The sequence below is a fragment of the Actinoplanes sp. NPDC051494 genome (assembly GCF_044454705.1).
Lineage (GTDB): Bacteria > Actinomycetota > Actinomycetes > Mycobacteriales > Micromonosporaceae > Actinoplanes.
On record NZ_JBITDZ010000018.1, the window covers coordinates 37,144 to 54,384 of the forward strand.

13 protein-coding genes are annotated in these 17,241 nt (G+C 71.9%); 4 read left to right on the forward strand and 9 right to left on the reverse strand.

All coding sequences use genetic code 11. The annotated features are described in order from the left end of the window. Positions 1-101: 101 nt before the first annotated feature. Positions 102-1,490: an OFA family MFS transporter gene (locus tag ACIA6A_RS39650; RefSeq protein ID WP_396103291.1), complete on the reverse strand. Its 1,389-nt coding sequence runs from the start codon at positions 1,488-1,490 to the stop codon at positions 102-104. Positions 1,491-1,690: 200 nt separating this feature from the next. On the opposite strand from ACIA6A_RS39650, the gene ACIA6A_RS39655 reads away from it, so the two are divergent. Further along, the gene (locus ACIA6A_RS39655) at positions 1,691-2,734 is read left to right on the forward strand and encodes an NAD(P)-dependent alcohol dehydrogenase (RefSeq protein WP_396103292.1); all 1,044 of its coding nucleotides are present in this window, start codon (positions 1,691-1,693) and stop codon (positions 2,732-2,734) included. A 62-nt stretch (positions 2,735-2,796) separates the two neighbouring features. Here ACIA6A_RS39655 and ACIA6A_RS39660 read toward each other — a convergent pair whose 3' ends face one another. Beyond that, the gene (locus ACIA6A_RS39660; protein ID WP_396103293.1) at positions 2,797-5,295 is read right to left on the reverse strand and encodes a LamG-like jellyroll fold domain-containing protein; all 2,499 of its coding nucleotides are present in this window, start codon (positions 5,293-5,295) and stop codon (positions 2,797-2,799) included. A gap of 236 nt (positions 5,296-5,531) precedes the next feature. Between ACIA6A_RS39660 and ACIA6A_RS39665 the strand changes: the two genes are divergently transcribed. Further along, positions 5,532-6,224: a copper homeostasis protein CutC gene (locus ACIA6A_RS39665; protein WP_396103294.1), complete on the forward strand. Its 693-nt coding sequence runs from the start codon at positions 5,532-5,534 to the stop codon at positions 6,222-6,224. Here the strand turns inward: ACIA6A_RS39665 and ACIA6A_RS39670 are convergent. Beyond that, on the reverse strand, positions 6,191-7,561 hold the full coding sequence (locus tag ACIA6A_RS39670; RefSeq protein WP_396103295.1) for a UDP-glucose dehydrogenase family protein: 1,371 nt from the start codon (positions 7,559-7,561) through the stop codon (positions 6,191-6,193). The two genes, ACIA6A_RS39665 and ACIA6A_RS39670, sit on opposite strands and share 34 nt — an antisense overlap. A gap of 170 nt (positions 7,562-7,731) precedes the next feature. Here ACIA6A_RS39670 and ACIA6A_RS39675 point away from each other — a divergent pair, with 170 nt between their 5' ends. After that, positions 7,732-9,204 carry a diguanylate cyclase domain-containing protein gene (locus ACIA6A_RS39675; RefSeq protein ID WP_396103297.1) on the forward strand — a complete coding sequence of 491 codons (1,473 nt, stop codon included), beginning with the start codon at positions 7,732-7,734 and terminating at the stop codon, positions 9,202-9,204. Positions 9,205-9,366: 162 nt separating this feature from the next. Here the strand turns inward: ACIA6A_RS39675 and ACIA6A_RS39680 are convergent, their stop codons facing one another. From ACIA6A_RS39680 to ACIA6A_RS39705, 6 genes are all read right to left on the reverse strand, one after another. After that, a complete protein-coding gene (locus ACIA6A_RS39680) occupies positions 9,367-11,502 on the reverse strand; it encodes an FUSC family protein (RefSeq protein WP_396103299.1) in 2,136 nt (711 codons plus the stop codon). Further along, positions 11,499-12,176: a class I SAM-dependent methyltransferase gene (locus ACIA6A_RS39685; protein ID WP_396103300.1), complete on the reverse strand. Its 678-nt coding sequence runs from the start codon at positions 12,174-12,176 to the stop codon at positions 11,499-11,501. Before ACIA6A_RS39685 ends, ACIA6A_RS39680 begins: the two co-directional genes overlap by 4 nt. Positions 12,177-12,191: 15 nt before the next feature. Beyond that, a complete protein-coding gene (locus ACIA6A_RS39690) occupies positions 12,192-12,704 on the reverse strand; it encodes a 2'-5' RNA ligase family protein (protein WP_396103302.1) in 513 nt (170 codons plus the stop codon). Between the two features lie 3 nt (positions 12,705-12,707). Continuing rightward, positions 12,708-13,241, reverse strand: coding sequence for a hypothetical protein (locus tag ACIA6A_RS39695; RefSeq protein ID WP_396103304.1), 534 nt, complete (start codon positions 13,239-13,241; stop codon positions 12,708-12,710). Positions 13,242-13,387: 146 nt separating this feature from the next. Next, positions 13,388-13,801, reverse strand: coding sequence for a nitroreductase family deazaflavin-dependent oxidoreductase (locus ACIA6A_RS39700; RefSeq protein ID WP_396103305.1), 414 nt, complete (start codon positions 13,799-13,801; stop codon positions 13,388-13,390). A gap of 476 nt (positions 13,802-14,277) precedes the next feature. Further along, positions 14,278-14,934 (reverse strand): esterase/lipase family protein, encoded by a 657-nt coding sequence (locus ACIA6A_RS39705; RefSeq protein ID WP_396103306.1) that lies wholly within the window; start codon positions 14,932-14,934, stop codon positions 14,278-14,280. A 192-nt stretch (positions 14,935-15,126) separates the two neighbouring features. Here ACIA6A_RS39705 and ACIA6A_RS39710 point away from each other — a divergent pair, with 192 nt between their 5' ends. Beyond that, a complete protein-coding gene (locus tag ACIA6A_RS39710) occupies positions 15,127-17,217 on the forward strand; it encodes a LuxR C-terminal-related transcriptional regulator (RefSeq protein WP_396103307.1) in 2,091 nt (696 codons plus the stop codon). Positions 17,218-17,241: the final 24 nt, after the last annotated feature.

A 17,241-nucleotide genomic window follows, 5' to 3' on the forward strand; every position in this document is an offset into this window, starting at 1 on the left:
CTGGAAGAGCTTGGCCGCGGTGATGCCCGTCTGGATCACGCCGTAGCCCAGGAGCACCGTGACCAGCGCCCAGGACAGGACCAACCGAACCGTCGTGGTCTTCACGCCACCGCCTCCTTCTGCGTCGCGGGCTGCTCGTGGTATCGCTCCGGCACCGGCTTGACCAGCAGGTTGGCGATGAAGCCGAGGGCCAGCACACCGACCATGGTGAACAGCGCGGGCTGGTACGCCGACGAGGTCAGCGTGCCCGGCTTGCCCTGCGAGTCGAGGAAGCCGTTGACGATCAGCGGCCCGACCACGCCCGCCGCCGACCAGGCGGTGAGCAGGCGGCCGTGGATCGCACCGACCTGGAAGGTGCCGAACATGTCGCGCAAGTACGCCGGGATGGTCGCGAAACCGCCGCCGTAGAAGGACAGGATCACGCCGGCGAGCAGCACGAACAGCGCCACCGCGGAGTGCCCGACGGCGGCCAGCAGCGCGTACAGGATCATGCCGACGCCCAGATAGACCATGTAGATGCGCTTGCGCCCGATGATGTCCGAGGTCGTCGACCAGGCGAACCGGCCGGCCATGTTGAACAGCGACAGCAGCCCGACGAAGCCGGCGGCGGTCGCGACCGCCACGGCGGAGGTGCCGTCGGTGCCCCGGAAGAAGTCCTGGATCATCGGGCTGGCCTGCTCGAGGATGCCGATGCCGGCCGTCACGTTACAGAACAGCACGATCCAGAGCAGCCAGAACGTACGGGTCCGGATCGCGTTCGCGGCGGAGACGCTGGCCGTGGTGATCATCGGCTTGGCCTTGATCGAGGCCGGGTCGAAGCCCTCGGGCTTCCAGTCGTCGGCCGGGACCCGCATGTTGGTCACGCCGAACATCATGATCACGAAGTACGCGATCCCGAGCGTGACGAACAGCGAGACCAGCGCGCCGCCCGAGGCGACCGAGGTGCCGACGTTCGGGTCGTAGCCGGAGTCGTACGCGGAGAGCAGCTGGCGCGACAGCGGGCTGGCGATCAGCGCGCCGCCGCCGAAGCCCATGATCGCCATGCCGGTGGCCAGGCCGGGACGGTCCGGGAACCACTTGATCAGCGTGGAGACCGGTGAGATGTAGCCGATGCCCAGGCCGATGCCGCCGAGGACGCCGTACCCGAAATAGACCAGCCAGAGCTGCTTGGTGCTGATGCCCAGCGCGGCCACCAGGAAGCCGGCCGCCCAGAAGCAGGCGGACACGAACATGGCCTTGCGCGGGCCGTTGCGCTCGACCCAGGTCCCGCCGACGGCCGCGGACAGGCCCAGCATCACGATCGCGATGCTGAAGATGACGCCGACCGCGGTCGCGCTGGAGTCGAAGTGCGAGATGAACGAGTTCTTGTAGACGCTCGTGGCGTAGACCTGGCCGATGCACAGGTGTACGGAGAGTGCGGCCGGAGGTATCAGCCAGCGACTGAACCCGGGCGGCGCCACGGAACGACTGCGATCTAGCGCGGACAGCATGAGGGCGCCTCCCGGACGAGCAACATGATCAATAGAGCCACATCATCGACCCGGCGTAAATTCCGCGCAACAAATGATTCACGTTGTGCCCCTTTTGCCCGGCACTAACCCTGACGATGGGGGTAACAGCAGACTCTCCCTCGCGGCGCCGGAGCCGGCAGATACTGGAAACTCCGCGTCACATATGGACAGGAGATGTTTTGAGCTTCCGTACCAAGGCCTACGCCGCGACGTCCGCCACCGCACCGCTGACCCCGACGACCATCGAGCGCCGCGACGTCGGCCCGCTCGACGTCCGGATCGACATCCGGTACGCCGGGATCTGCCACTCGGACATCCACACCGCGCGCAGCGAGTGGGGGGTGCCGCCGTACCCGATCGTCGTCGGTCACGAGATCGCCGGCGTCGTCGCCGAGGTCGGCCCGGACGTGACGAAGTACGCGGTCGGCGACCGGGTCGGCGTCGGCTGCATGGTCGACTCGTGCGGCGAGTGCGAGTACTGCAAGCGTGGCGACGAGCAGTTCTGCGCCAAGGGCAACATCGGCACGTACAACGGTGTCGGCAAGGACGGGCAGCAGACCCAGGGCGGCTACTCGCAGAGCATCGTGGTCACCGAGGGCTTCGTGGTCCGCATCCCCGACAGCCTGGAGCTCGACGTGGCGGCGCCGCTGCTCTGCGCCGGCATCACGACGTACTCGCCGCTGCGGCACTGGAACGCCGGCCCCGGCAAGAAGGTCGCGATCGTCGGGCTCGGTGGCCTCGGTCACGTGGCCGTCAAGATCGCGCACGCCCTGGGAGCCGACGTCACGGTGCTGTCCCAGTCCCTCAAGAAGCGGGAGGACGGCCTGCGCCTCGGTGCGGACGCCTACTTCGCCACCGGTGACCCCGACACGTTCAAGCAGCTGAACAGCACGTTCGACCTGATCATCAACACGGTCAGCGCCCCGATCGACGTGGACGCGTACCTCTCGCTGCTCGCGGTCGACGGCACGATGGTCAACGTCGGGGCGCCGGAGAAGCCGCTGTCGCTCAACGTGTTCTCGCTGCTGAACAACCGGCGGTCGTACTCGGGCTCCCCCATCGGCGGCATCCGCGAGACCCAGGAGATGCTCGACTTCTGCGCCGGGCACGGCATCGGTGCCGAGATCGAGAAGATCACCGCCGGCCAGATCAACGACGCGTACGACCGTGTCGTAGGCTCGGACGTCCGCTACCGCTTCGTCATCGACACCGCGACGCTCTGAGCCTCCGCCTCCGCGACCCGGGCGATGGTGCCGCCACGCGGGCGGCACCATCGCTTCAGGCGTCAGGACCCTGAGGCGTACAACTGCTGGATCTCGGCGGCGGACAGCGCCCGGTCGTACAGGCGGACCTGGTCGACCGTGCCGTCGAGGTAGTCGACCGGGTTGCCGCCGTACTTGCCCCGGCCGATGACCGTGGTGCCGGTCGGGGCGGCCTGCGGCTGGCAGGCACTGACCGCGCCGGCCTGGACCCCGTCGACGTACAGGCGCAGCTCCCCCTTGACCGAGTCCCGGACGCCGGCGAGGTGGTACCACCGGCCGACCTCGGGTTTGACCGGGCCGAGGGCACGGACGCCAGCGAAGCTCATCGCGAAGCGCTGGTCGGCGCCGGAGTACTGCAGGAAGAAGTCGCTGGTGTTCGCGCCGTCCTGACTGACCACCGTCTGGAACGTGCCGTCGGCCTTGTCGAGCTTCACCCAGGCCGACGCGGTGTAGTCCGACGCCGTGTTCAGGACCGGCGCACCGGTGTCCGCGTACTGGGTGGAGCCGTCGAGGACCAGACCCTCACCGTTGCGGCCCTCGCCGTACACCGGTCCACCCACCAGCGTGGCGTCGTGGTCACCGGCGGCGTCCTCGGTCGTGCCCTCGAACGGGTACGCCGCGACGCCGGTCAGGCCCGGGGTGCCCGGGGGCGGCTGCGGGGTGTTGCCGGCACTGCCGTCGGCCTTGGCGATGATCTCCTTGTTGACGGCCCGGACCTGGGCGAAGTCCATCTTGCGGACCTGCCGGTCGTACGTCCAGAAGCCGTTGAGCTCGCCCTCGACGTCGGTGATCTGGGTGTAGATCGCCGCGCTGATGCCGCACGAGCGCGCGGAGCCGATGACGGCCTTCTGGTTCTCGACGTACTTGCGGGTCAGCGTCGCCGAGTCGGGTTCCATCTCGTACGCCTGCCCGTCGCCGAACCACATGTGGTTGGAGACCTTGAGGCCGAAGCCGCCGTGCTCACCGTCGATCGAGACGCGGGTGGCGTCCGGGGCCGGGGTGGCCGGGCCGAGGTACTGGTGGTGGTCGATCACGTCGCCGCGCCCGGAGTCACCCTTGGAGTTGCAGCAGTTCACGCCGCTGTGCGCGTTGACCAGGCGGCTCGGGTCCTGGGCCTTCACCGCGTCGGCGATGCGGCCGGTGGCGGCGCGGTCCCACTCCCCCCAGCCCTCGTTGAACGGCACCCAGGCGATGATCGAGGTCCAGCTGCGGTGCTCGCGGACGATCTCGTGCAGCTCGGACTCGAACTGCTCACGCCACTCGACCGGGATCGGGCCGGTGTTGGCGGCCGGCATGTCCTGCCAGACGAGCAGGCCCAGCTTGTCGGCCCAGTAGTACCAGCGGTCGGGTTCGACCTTGATGTGCTTGCGAACCGCGTTGAAGCCCATGACCTTGTGCTGCTGCAGGTCGAACTTGAGGCCGGCGTCGGTCGGGGCGGTGTTCAGCCCGTCCGGCCAGAAGCCCTGGTCCAGCGTCGCCATGTTGAACGTGATCGTGCCGTTGAGGGCGATCCGGAGCTTGCCGTCCGCACCCTTCTTCGTGCCGATCTCGCGCATCCCGAAGTACGACGTGACGGTGTCGACGACCTTGGTGCCGTTGAGCAGCGTGACCTCGAGGTCGTACAGGAAGGGGTCGTCAGGGCTCCAGAGACGGGCCTTCGGGACGGGTACGCGGAACTCGGCCCCCGTGGCACCGGTGGCCCGGCCCACCACGCGGCCGTTCTCGCGTGCCACCGCCCGTACCGTCAGGCCCTGCTGTTGATCGGTGTTCGCGGTGAGCCGCAGCGCCTTGCCGGCCAGGTCGGGGGTGAGCCCGAGGTCGGTGATGCCGGCGGCGGCGACGGGTTCCATCCAGACGGTCTGCCAGATGCCGGAGCTGCCCTGGTAGAAGATGCCCCGGTCGCTGACCCGGCGCTGTTTGCCGATCGGCTGGCCGGTGGCGTCGGTGAGGTCCTCGGCCCAGACGATGAGTTCCTGCGGGCCCGTGGCGGCCAGCGCGTCGGTGACATCGATGTCGAAGCCGTCGTATCCGCCGCGGTGGGTGGCGACCTGGGTGCCGTTGACGAACACCTTGGCGTCGTAGTCGACCGCTCCGAAGTGCAGCTTGAGCCGCTGCTTACCGGCGCCGACCTGCCATCCGGCGGGGACGGTGAACGTCCGGCGGTACCACATCCGGTCCTCGTGGCGCTGGATGCCGGAGAGCGCGGACTCGATCGGGTACGGCACGAGCACGCGCTCGCCCAGCGACTGTCCGGTGGGGACGGCCTGGCCGACGTCGGCCTTGGCGAACTCCCACACCCCGTTGAGGTTCTGCCACTTGCCACGGACGAGTTGCGGCCGCGGGTATTCCGGGAGGGCGTTCGACGGTCCCACCTGGGCGGTCCACGGCGTGGCGATCGGCGGAACGCCTTTGTGCCACCCGGGCGCGGCGGCGGCGTCCGACGGGGCCGCCACGCCGACGGCGGCCAGGGTCACCGCGGTTATCGCGGCCAGATATCGGCGGCTGGTCCTGGGTTCTGTCATGCGCGAGGTCCCTTCGGAGCGGAAGTGACGTGGGCAGCGCTGATCGACGCTCCGGAGTGGATCCGGAGCGCTGCTTCAACAACCCGGGGAGCTCACACATTTCAACAAGGTTGCTCAGGTAACGTCAAGATTACGAGCGAAGTTTGTCGATGGCACGACACGTTCCAACATTGATCAGCACATCGACGGGCATCGAGTGGCCCCGCTCACTCAGCCCGATATGCGACGATGCCCGGGTGCCGGAATCGATCTTGGAAATCATCGCCCTGAACGCCACCGACGCGGCCGCCGCCCGGGACGGCGGAGCCGACCGGCTCGAGCTCGTCGCCGACATCCGCTCCGGCGGGACCACCCCCTCGGTCGAGACGTTCGTCGCGGTCCGGCAGGCGGTCGATCTCCCGGTCCGCGTCATGCTGCGAGCCGACGACGGGTACGCCCTGAGCGACGCGCCCGCCCTGACCACAGCGGCCCGGGCGTTGCGCGACGCCGGGGCCACCGAGTTCGTGCTGGGCTTCCTCGACGATGCCGGGGCCGTCGACCGGGCGGCGGTCGAGACGGTGCTCGCCGCGATCGACGGCTGCCGGTGGACGTTCCACCGCGCGATCGACTTCTCGGCCGACCGGTTCGCCGTGTGGGACGCGCTCGACGGCCTGCCCGGGCTCGACGGCGTGCTCACCTCGGGCAGCCCGCGCGGCGTCGAGGCCGGCCTGGGCACGCTGCTCAGCGAGGCCGGCCGCACCCCGCCCGTGCTCGTCGGGGGCGGGCTGCGGCAGCACCACGTCGCGCCGCTGCTCACCGCCGGTGTGCGGGCGTTCCACACCGGCGGCGCGGTCCGCCCCGGCTGGGACTACCCGGTCGACGCGAACCTGGTCCGGCTATGGCGCGGAGTGCTGGATCAGCGCGACCCGGTGACCGACAGGTACCGGTAGCCGAGGCGGGCCAGGCGCTCCGGGTCGAGGCAGTGGCGGCCGTCGAGGATCACCGGTGTGCGCATGGTGCCGGCGAACTTGCCCCAGTCGAGGTCGAGGTACTGCGACCACTCGGTGACCAGCACGACCGCGTCGCTGTCGTCGAACACGTCCTCGACGTCGTCGGCGAGGTACTGCGCGAGGTCGGGCTGCTCCCGGCGGAAGCGCTCGGCGGCGACCGGGTCGTGCAGGCGGATCCGGGCGCCCCGGTCGAGCAGCATCCGGGCGATGTCCAGCGCCGGCGCGTCCCGCATGTCGTCGGTGTCCGGCTTGAACGCGAGCCCGAGCAGGCCGATCCGCCGGCCCTTGAGGATGCGCAGGTCCTCGAGGAGCCGGTCCACCACGAGGCGGCGCTGCAGCTGGTTGACCGTGCGCGCGGCGGTCACGATCGGCATCTCGTGGTGGTAGTCGGCCGCGGTGGCGATCAGCGCGGCGGTGTCCTTGCCGAAGCACGAGCCACCCCAGCCGATGCCGGGCTGCAGGAAGCGCGGGCCGATCCGGGTGTCCAGCCCGATGCCCCGGGTCACCTGGGTGATGTCGGCGCCGACCCGGCCGGCCAGCTGGCCGATCTCGTTCGCGAAGCTGATCTTCAGGGCCAGGAACGCGTTGGCCGCGTACTTGATCAGCTCGGCCGACGCCAGGTCGCTGGAGACCATCGGCACCGCGCCCATCTCGGCCGGGCGCGGCAGGTACGTCGGCGGCGTGAACGTCTGGTTGAGCAGCGTGCGGTACAGCCGGTTGAGCACGTCGAGGCTGCGCGGGTTGTCCGAGCCGACCACGACCCGGTCGGGGTACAGCGTGTCGAGGATCGCCGCGCCCTGCCGCAGGAACTCCGGGTTCGAGGCGACCGAGAACTCCCCGTCGCTGCGGCGCTCGTGGGTGCGCTCGAACGACTCCCGCAGGATCGAGTCGACCCAGTTGCTGCTGCCGATCGGCACGGTCGACTTGTTCACCACGACGGTGAACCCGTCACCGATGTGACGCCCGACACTTTCCGCCGCGGACCGCAGATATGTCAGGTCCGGGTTGCCGTCCGGCAGCGACGGCGTCTGCACCGCGATGAAGACGACCTCGGCCTCCGGGACCGCACTGCCGTAGTCGGTGGTGAAGCGCAGCCGCTCGGACGCGTCACCGAGCAGGGCCTCCATGTGCGGCTCGTAGATCGGCGAACGCCCGCCGCTGAGCAGGTCGACCTTGGCCTGGTCGAGGTCGACGCAGGTGACATCGTGCCCCAGGAACGCCAGGCAGACCCCGGTGGTGAGACCCACGTAACCGGTTCCGACGACACACACCTTCATGGCCGAACTTCCTCTCGTCCTGACCGGGCTGGCGGTTGCCCGTCCGAGGAACGGTAATGCGTCGGGTCACGCGGACCCGCACCGCCCGGATGCTCAAGCCCGCCGTCGCGCTGCCGATGCTTGATCTCGTGACTTTGCGCAGCCATATGCATACGGACGGCGGTACCGCCGTGGCTGCGCCATGGCCCGGGCCGGACAGCCAGCTCCGATTGTTGAACGACCTCGTCGAGGTCACCACCCGGGACATCCCGTCGCTGGAGAACGTCCTCGAACTCATCGAGAGCCGCATCAGCGAACCCTGCGGCCTGCTCGCCATCGCGGTCTTCACGCTCGACCCCGACGACGGCAGCCTGCGACTCGCCGCCGCCCGCGGAGCCGTCGCGGCCAACGACCCCATGTTCGCCGGCCGCGTCTTCCGGGTCGCGGCGGGCGCTCCCCCGGTCCGCGGCGGCGAGCGCACGGCGATCCGGCTGCGGATGGGCGGCCAGACCCACGGCGTCCTCGTGCTCACCGGCACCGGTCTCGACAACCTGCTCCCCCAGGTCAGCTCCGGCATCGCGCTCCAGCTCGCCGCCACCCTGCAGGTCCTCGCCGCCGAGCGCCAGCACCAGGACGCCGCGCACGCCACCAGCACCATCCGCGCCCTGTTCGAGAAGGGCACCACCGCGAAGTCGGTGGAGGACGCGGGGCAGCTGCTGGCCCGCGCCACCGGCGACGCGTTCCGCACCACCCGGGCGGCCGTGCACCTGGTCGGCCCGGACGGGCGGATCAGCTACGTGGGCGGGGTCGGCCTCAGCCCCGAGATGAACGACGAACTGCACCGCCGCATGATCGGCCGGCTCGCCGACGAGTCCCCGGTCTGGCGGACCGCCCGGGAGACCGGCGAACCGCTGCTCATGGACGACACCACCCGCGCCGAGGTCCGTACCGGCGGCTTCGCGCACACCATGGGCCTGCGCTCACTGATCGCGATGCCGCTGATGTCCGGCGGCGAGACCGTCGGCATGGCGATCTGCGGCGACGCCGACGGCCCCCGGCACTGGACCGGCCGAGACCGCACCCTGGCCCGGCAGATGGCCCTGGAAGGCGCGCTGATCATCGACGGTGCCCGGATGCGCCAGGCCGAGGAGCTGCACGTCGCGGAACTGACCCGGCAGGCCTACCACGACGCGCTGACCGGTCTCGCCAACCGCAGCCACCTGCTGGACCGCGCCGAGCACGAGCTCGCCGTCGCCACCGCGGGCGGCCTGCGGATGGCGCTGCTGCTGCTCGACCTCGACGGCTTCAAACGGGTCAACGACACCGTCGGTCACCATGCCGGGGATGCCCTGCTGCAGGCCGTCGGTCACCGCATGCAGGCATCGGTACGCGACCACGACATCGTCGCGCGCCTGGGCGGTGACGAGTTCGCGATCCTGCTGACCCGCAACCCGGACGCGAGCTCCGCGGTCACCATCGCCGAGCGCCTGCACGCCCGGGTCTGCGAGTCCTTCGCCGTCGACGACGTCGAGATCGCCGTCGGCGCCAGCATCGGCATCGCCCTGTTCCCGGACGACGCGGCCGGCATCGCGGCCCTCATCCGTGGCGCGGACAGTGCCATGTACCAGGCAAAACGTGCCGGCGGCGGGATCAAGCTCGCCTAGGGGCCGTTTTGGAGGTGGGGCCGGGGCGAGGCGCGGTCCAGGTGTCGTCTGGGTGTGCGCCGGAATTGCTCGGATACCGGTGTTGTATCTGGGCAATTTGGGCGTGCGGCCAGACGGCGGCTGGGCCTCGCCGCAGCCCGGCTCCACCTCCAAAACAGCCCCTCAAGCCAGGTTGACCGGCACCGGGCGCGCGGGCTCGGGCCGGCCCGCGACCCGGCCGAGGTCGTCGCGCAGCCCGTCGAGCCACGCCCGCAGGTCGGCGAGGTGATACAGGTCCCGGCCCAGATCGGTCGGCCACAGCAGCTCGGGAACCCGGTCCGGCGGCTGCCGCAGCGCCGCACGGTCGTGCTCACGGACCGCGGTGGCGGTGGCCTCGAAGCGCCCGGCGACGTCCCCGGCGGCCCGGTCCAGCACCTCGGCGCACGTCAGCAGCCGGCCCGCCGGGCACACCCGCAGCAACGCCTCCGCCCCGCGCACCGCGTGTTTGCCCGCGATCAGCGTGGCCTGCCAGTCGACGGCGGCCGGGGCGTGCCGCTCGCTCTGGTACAACGCGTACGACGCCTCGGCGAGCTGCTCGTCGTCCCGCGCCCGGGTCAGCGCGGCGCCCGGGGCGGCCGCGTCCGACAGCACCGCGACCGTCTCCCGCACCACGTCCGCGGACCCGGCCAGGAAGTTGGCGGTCGCCCGGTGCAGCTCGCCGGCACCACCACGGGGCCAGGCGAACAACCCGATGAGCACGCCGACCAGGGCCCCCACCCCCACGTCCAGCACCCGGGCCTCGGCCAGGTGCCAGTCGACCGGCGCCACCTGCGCGAAGACCAGCGCGATCACGACGGTCAGCAGGCCCTGCGCCCACCCGAGCCCGAGCAGCGGCCCGGCGGCGAACCCGGCCAGCATCACGAACGGCAGCGCCACCGCGTAGACGGCCGGGTCGGCGCCCACCACGAGCAGGCCGGCCGCGACCACCGACCCGAGCACCGTGCCGGTCAGCGCCGGCCGCAACGCCGACCGGGTCTCGGCCGCCGACGTCCGCAACACGGTCAGGATGGTCAGCAGCACCCAGAAGCCGTGCGACAGGTCCAGCTCCCCGGCGAGCACCCGGGCCACCGCCAGCGCGACAGCCAGCCGCAGGGCACCCTGGAAGTACACGGAACGCGGCGTCAGGTTCTCGCGCAGGCGGTGCCACCACAGCCAGGGGGCCGCGCGGTACGCGTACCAGAAGGGTCCGGTCCGCGCCGGGGGTTCCGGCGGCACCCCGGCCACGATGCGCAGCTCGGTCACGAGCGACGTCGTCCACTCCCCCAGGCCCACCGCGAGCGCGCCCAGCCGCAGCCGGTCCGGGTCGATCCCGTCCGGGTCGACGGCGTCGCGCTCGGCCCGGAACCGGACCAGGGCCGCGGCGATCCGGTCGGTGTCCGGCAGCTCACCACGACCGCGCAACCACTCGGCGGCCGCGGCGGCACAGGACGCGGTCTCCCGCAGCAGCGCCGACGCGGCCGGCCGGCCCACCGCGTCCCGGTCGTCGAGGAAGAACAGGTCCACGGCCCGGCCCAGCACCAGACGCGCGGTCCCGGCGGCGGCACTCAACGCCCGGTCGCGGCGCCCCGCCGACGCCGGCCGGTCGACCGCCGGCAGCCGCGACGGGCGCAACGCGTCACTGGCCTCGGTCGCGCCGGGCAGCAGCGCGGCCAGCCGGTCCCGGCCCTGCGGGTCCCCGGCCCACCGATCGGCGATCGCGTCGAGACACCGGGCGAGGGCGTCGACCGCGTCCCCCAGCCGGCGCCGGTACGACATCGGCTCGGGAACCGGCCAGAGCACGAGCTCCGCCCCGGCCAGCAGCACCGCGGCCAGGGTCACCCCGGCGAGCCGCCAGCCGAGCGACCCCGGATCGTACGGCGGGAAGCAGGGCAGGATGTAGAGCAGTTGCATCCCGGCGGCGAGCCCGGTCAACCGCGGCCCGCCGACCCCGGCGAACGTGACGGCGAACCCGAGCACGAACATCCCCGCGACGGCCGCCCAGGTCGACACCGACAGCAGCGTGCCGAGCGTGACCAGCACCCACGCGACGGGCAGCACGGCCAGCAACGTCCGGGCCCGCTGCCGGGACCCGCCGGGGACCTGCGAGAGCACACCCAGGGCGATGACCGTGAACAACGCGTACGGAGCCATGGCCGCGCTGCCCACTACATAGCGGCAGAAGTAGAAGCACACGCAGGCGACCAGCGTGACCCGCGCCGCCCGCCGGACCGCCGCCAGTCCCGGGTCGCGCCCACGCAGCCACGTCGATGCGGTGCTCATGCCCGGCCCGCTCTCGCCAGCAGGTAGGCGCGGCGGCTCGGGTATTCCTCCGGGTCCAGGGCCTCCCGGTACATCTCGGCGACGACATCGAAACCCGCCGCGCCGAGATCCGCCCGCACCGCGACCGGGTCGAGGAAGTGCACGTCCACCGTGACGTCGGCGCCGAACCACGAGGTCAGGTGCAGCGTCCCGCCGGTCGCCACCTCGCTCGACGCGGTGTGGAACGCGATCAGCAGCGGAGCCTCCGGCCGCAGCACCCGGGCGAGCTCCCGGAAAGCGGCCCGGCGCCGCACCGGGTCCAGGTGGATGATCGAGTACAGCGCGACGGCACCGGACCACGCGTCGTCACCGACCGGCAGCTCCAGCATCGACGCGACCAGGTACGGGATGTCCGGCGAACGGTCCCGGGCCAGCGCGACCATCGCCGGCGAGAGATCCACCCCGACGACGTCCGGATGCAGCGCCGCCAGGAACCGGGTCACCTGCCCCGGCCCGCACCCCACGTCGGCGACCGTGCCCCTGCCGGCCGGCCCTCCGCCGGCCGGTCCCGTGCCGGCCAGTTCCACCGTCGCGGTCAGCAGTGCCCGGTCCAGCGGTTTGTGGTCCAGCTCGTCGCGGAGTCGCTCGTCGTACGCGACCGCCACGGTGTCGTAGACCCGGCGCAGCTCGTCCATGTCAGGATCGTCCCGTCAGCTCAGCGGGTGGGCAACACCGTTGGCATGATCGGTGACGGCGGCCCCGACCACATGGGCCCGCAACGGCAGGATCTCCAGGCACCGCCGGAGCGCCGCGGCCATCATCGGGTTCGGCACCCGCAACGACACCGTGCAGTGCGGCACCCACCGGCCCGGACGATACTGCTCCCACACCGGTACCCCGGCCGCGGCCAGCCGCTCGTGCACGGCTCGATGATGCTCCAGCAGCTCGATCGTGGGCACCACCCCCAGCCACAGCACCCGGCCGACGAACTGCCCGGCGAAGTCGAGATCGAGCGTCAGCCCCCGCCCGGCCACCATGCCGTCGAGAGCCCCGGCGACGTCCTCGGGCGACAGCTTGCGCGAGGCGGCCAGCGAGACGTGCGGCCGGTGCCGCCGGTCCAGGGAACCCATCGTGGGGATCCCGTCGGCCTCCAGCGCACGCCACAGCGTCCGCAGCCGGCGGTTGGCATCCACATCCAGATGAAGTTCGATCGCGGCGACCACGGCTCAATTCTTCAGGCACAGAAAAGGCGCCCGCACACCGGCACTGAACCGCTCGGCCGCGCAGAGCGCCCGCAGCACCCGGATCTTGGGCTTCAGCCCGAGACCGGCGGTGGCGTACAGCGCACCCAGCGCGATCTGGTCCCCACACCCGACCGCGGCGTACGAGTCAGCGGCCTGAGCCACCTGGTAGTCGTCGTACAGGGTGAAAAGCTTTCCCTTGACCCCCACCAGGAACGTGCCGCCCTCCTCACGCTCGTTGTCCTTCGTGGCCCACCCACCGGCCTTCAGACACTCCCGCAGCGCGTCGACGAACGTGGTCGACATGAAAGCATCCAGGTCACCCGCGGGCGCGGGCAGCGCCAGCGAATAGCGCAGCAGCTGCCCCATCCGGAACGACGAGGTGAACCCGAAGAGGTACCTGTCCTTGCGGAAGACCTTGGCATCGGCCCGCACGGTGAGACTCAGCCCGGAAACCCCGGCACTGTCCCCACCGATGTAGACCCGCCCACCATCGACCAGCCCCACGACCGCCGTCATGCCCTAAAGGATCTCAGCACCCGGCCCCGGCCGCCCCCGGATGTCCCATAACCGACACCCGCCCAACCACGCCGGCCGAGCCAGACCGGGCAGGTCGGCGGGGGCGGCGGCGCGCGCCCGCGGGAACGCGCCGCCGCCCCCGGCCGCTACGCCGTCTCCTGCAGTGCGACGACCGGGATGATCCGGGCGGTGCCGGCCTGGTACTCGGCCCATCCCGGGTTGGCGGCCGCCGCCTCGGCGAAGACCTTGTCCCGTTCGTCGCCGGTCAGGACGGTGGCCGTCGCTGCATAGGTACGGGTGCCGTCCTCGACGGTGACCCGGGGGTCGGCGACGAGATTGTGGTACCAGGCGGGATGGGTGTCCGCGCCCGCCGCCGAGGCGATGACGAACGTGCGGCCGTCGCCGGTACGTACCCGGCCGAGCGGGCTGGTGCGCTGCTCGCCGCTGCGGCGACCGGTGGTGGTGAGCAGGATCAACCGGGCGCCTTCGAACGGGCCACCCACCCGGCCCTCGTTCGACCGGAACTCGTCGATGATCTTCTGGTTGTAGTCGTTCGCCATGGGTTCGCTCCCTGCTGGATCCGGATGGGACTCGGGGGACGGGAGCGCCGGGTGGTCCCCGGCTCGAGCAAGGACGGTGCCGGTGCAAGGCTCTGCGGCGCGGGCGTGAGAACCTGCGGCACACGCTCAGATCCCGGCCACTCAGGCTCGAAACCGGGCCACTCAGGCTCAAAGCCGGGCCACTCAGGCTCAAAGCCGGGCCACAGCGGCTCAAAGCCGGGCCGGGCGTCCTGTTCGGTGATGGCCTGAGGCCGACCCGGCAGTCATGCCCCACAGCCTAACCAACAACCCGGCCGCCGGGGACCCCCTCTTATGGAGCGCCGCGGCGAGGAAGTGTCTGCGGGCCGGCGAACGCGGCAGCTCGGTGCCGGAGGCCTACCGCCCGGGACCAGGTCCTAGGTGGAGCGTTCCAGCACCGGGCTCCGCACCGCCGATGAAGCATCACATCGGCGGTGCGGCACAAGATGAGTGGTGACTCAGCTTGCGAGGTAGCTGCGGACCTGGGTCAGGACGGACGTGTCGGTCAGGTAGCCGATGTGGGTCTCACAGGCCACGTACGTGTTGGTCGCCCCGCTCAGGGCGGTGCTGGTGTAGGGGATGATGATTCCGTCGCACGGCGAGTACCAGGTTCGGTACACGGTCGGGCCGGGAGTCTCGTCGCCCACCCCGAGCGTGGTGATGAACGACGAGCCGGGGTACATCTGCTGGCAGGTGACGTAGACGAGGCAGGCACTCGCGTACGTGGTGCCGTGGTTGGCGCCGGCCAGCGACGCCACGTGGTTGACGTACTGCGCGCCGCCGAGCTGCTTGACGTACCAGAGCGTGACCAGGCCGCCCATCGAGTGGTTGACGATGTCGACCTTGGCCGCTCCGGTGCGGCTGCGGACCTGGTTCACGTACGTTGCCAGGCCCTGGGCGTTCTGGATGTTGTTGCCGTAGGAGTTGTACTCGTACGCGAACAGCTCGCTGCTGCTGTAGCCGCCGGCCCGGAACACCGACAGGGCGGTCGTCCAGTTCGAGGCGCTCCCGGTGTAGCCGTGCACGAACACGACGGGGGTGCCGGGGGCCGCGAGGGCGGGCGCGGCGGGGATGGCGACCAGAGCGGTCACGACGGCGATCAGGACTGCGAACATCCGGCGCATGGAACCTCCAGGGATTCGGGGTTGCCGCGGATGACGGGGACCGCCCCGGATGACGGGGGGCCACCGGCGAAGGGGCTGCCTGCAGCTTCACCGCGTAACAGAAATGACACATCGGTGAAATCACCGGCCTTCCGTCCCGCGCCGCTTGCATCGACACTTGTCGACATGGCTAATGCACCCATTGTGCAAAAACGTTCGGTCATCCAGGCCGCCGCACCGGCCGCGCGACGCCGGGCGGCACGGGCCGGCCGCACCACCGGGGACGACCCCCGGGCCCTGCTCCACCGGGCCCGCGCCACCACCGGCCCGGACGAGGACCTCGCCGCTGCCCTGCGCCGGATCGCGGTGCGCACCGCCCCACCGGCCGCCGCGTCGGCCCTGCACCATGCCGCGCGCCTGACCGGCGACCCCGGGCTGCGGGCGGACACGCTGCTCGCCGCGGCCCGGCAGGCCTGGCTCGCCGGGCATCCGGCCGAGGCCGGCGGGCTGCTCGGCGAGATCGCCCACGAGCCCCGGCTCCAGGTCCGGGTGCGCGGCCTCGCCGCCGAGATGGCGGTGCACGCGGACAGTTCCGCGGTGGACGACCTGCTCACCGCCGCCGGCCAGCTCGCGTCGGAGGACCGCGGTGCCGCCCTCGACGCGCTGCTGCTCGCCACCGAGGTCGTGCACCGGGCCGGGGACCACGAGCGTTACATCGAGACGGCTCGCCATGTGCTCGCCGGGCGCCCGCCCGGCTCGGTCACCGCGGACGAGCATCTCGTGGCGGGCTTGACCGCGCTCTACGCCGACGACCCGTGGACCGGCATCGCCCGGCTCCGCGCCGCGATCGCCCGCCCCACACCGACCGGCCCCACACCCTCCGGCCCCGCACCGTCCGACCCCGCACCGTCCAGCCCCACACCCTCCGGCCCCACACCGTCCAGCCCCACACCGTCCAACCCCACACCCTCCGGCCCCGCACCGTCCAACCCCACACCGTCCAGCCCCGCACCGTCCAGCCCCGCACCGTCCAGCCCCGCACCGTCCAGCCCCGCAACCGGCCCAACCACCGGCCGGGCAACAGACCGAGCCGCGGACCGAGCCGCAGACCGAGCCGCAGACCGGGCGGGCGGAGGAGCCACCGAGGCGGGCCGAGGCCCTGGCCACGCCGCCTACCCCGCCACAGAGCAGGCCGTCGGCCGATCCGCCGGGCGGGACCATGACCGGCCCGTCGACCTCATCCGCGCGGCGACCGCCGGCATCCTCGCCGGCGCGGGAGCCGAGGCCCGGCGCCTGGCCGACCGGGCGGTGCGGACGGCCCGGCTACGGGGTGAGGCCGCCGTCCTGCCCCGCGCCCTGGAGGCCGCCGCGTTCGCCGGGCTCGCCACCGGTCAACACGGCGCGGCGGAGCAGGCCGCGACCGAGGGTGTCGCGGCCGCGGCGCGGGCCGGCCAGCCGACGCTGGCCGAGGTCCACTTCGGCATCCTCGCGGTGGTCGCGGCCCTGCACGGGGACCGGCCGACCACCCTGCACCGGGTACGCCGGTCCGGTGCGACCGACAGCGGCACCGGCCCCGGTCAGGCCCGGGCGCTGTGCGAATGGGCACTGTCGCTGCTGGACCTGATCGAGGGCCGCCCCCAGGCCACCGCCGCCCGCCTGACCCGCATGGTGGTCACACCGTCCGGCCGGGGCAACGCGGTTCTCCAGGTCGCCGCGACGCCGCATCTCGTCGAGGCGATCGCGCACCTCCCGCGGGGCGACGACGCGATGCGCGCCATGGACCAGTTCGACCGGTGGGCGTCCGCCACCGGCCAGGCACCGTGGCTGGCTCTGCGGGCCCGGTGCCGGGCGCTGCTCGCGGACGATCCGGGCGACGCCGACGACCTGTTCCGCGAGGCCCTGACCGCCCACGACGACGGCGACGCCGGCTTCGCACGGGCCCGCACCCAGCTGCTGTACGGCCGCCACCTGCGCCACCACCGCCGCCCGGGAGCCGCCCGCGACCACCTGCGCGAGGCCGCCGACACGTTCACCACCCTGGGCGCCGGCCCGTGGGCGGCGCAGGCGCGGGAGGAGTTGCGGGCCGCCGGTGGCCCCGGCCGGGCCGACAGCACCGGCCTGACCGCGCAACAGGAGCGCATCGCCCGGCTCGCCGCCGCCGGGGCCACCAACCGCGAGATCGCCCAGCAGATGTTCCTCAGTCCGAGGACGGTGGACCACCATCTTCGCAACACGTACGCGCGCCTCGGCGTCCGCTCCCGCACCGAACTCGCCCACCGGCTCGGATCGGGGTGACGCCGGGACCGCGTACCGGGAAGT

Bases quoted from the DNA above. Each gene is read 5' to 3' on its own strand.
- ACIA6A_RS39680 (WP_396103299.1), bottom strand. From the start codon at position 11,502: ATGAGCACCGCATCGACGTGGCTGCGTGGGCGCGACCCGGGACTGGCG.
- ACIA6A_RS39700 (WP_396103305.1), bottom strand. From the start codon at position 13,801: ATGGCGAACGACTACAACCAGAAGATCATCGACGAGTTCCGGTCGAAC.
- ACIA6A_RS39705 (WP_396103306.1), bottom strand. From the start codon at position 14,934: ATGTTCGCAGTCCTGATCGCCGTCGTGACCGCTCTGGTCGCCATCCCC.
- ACIA6A_RS39650 (WP_396103291.1), bottom strand. From the start codon at position 1,490: ATGCTGTCCGCGCTAGATCGCAGTCGTTCCGTGGCGCCGCCCGGGTTC.
- ACIA6A_RS39695 (WP_396103304.1), bottom strand. From the start codon at position 13,241: ATGACGGCGGTCGTGGGGCTGGTCGATGGTGGGCGGGTCTACATCGGT.
- ACIA6A_RS39685 (WP_396103300.1), bottom strand. From the start codon at position 12,176: ATGGACGAGCTGCGCCGGGTCTACGACACCGTGGCGGTCGCGTACGAC.
- ACIA6A_RS39660 (WP_396103293.1), bottom strand. From the start codon at position 5,295: ATGACAGAACCCAGGACCAGCCGCCGATATCTGGCCGCGATAACCGCG.
- ACIA6A_RS39670 (WP_396103295.1), bottom strand. From the start codon at position 7,561: ATGAAGGTGTGTGTCGTCGGAACCGGTTACGTGGGTCTCACCACCGGG.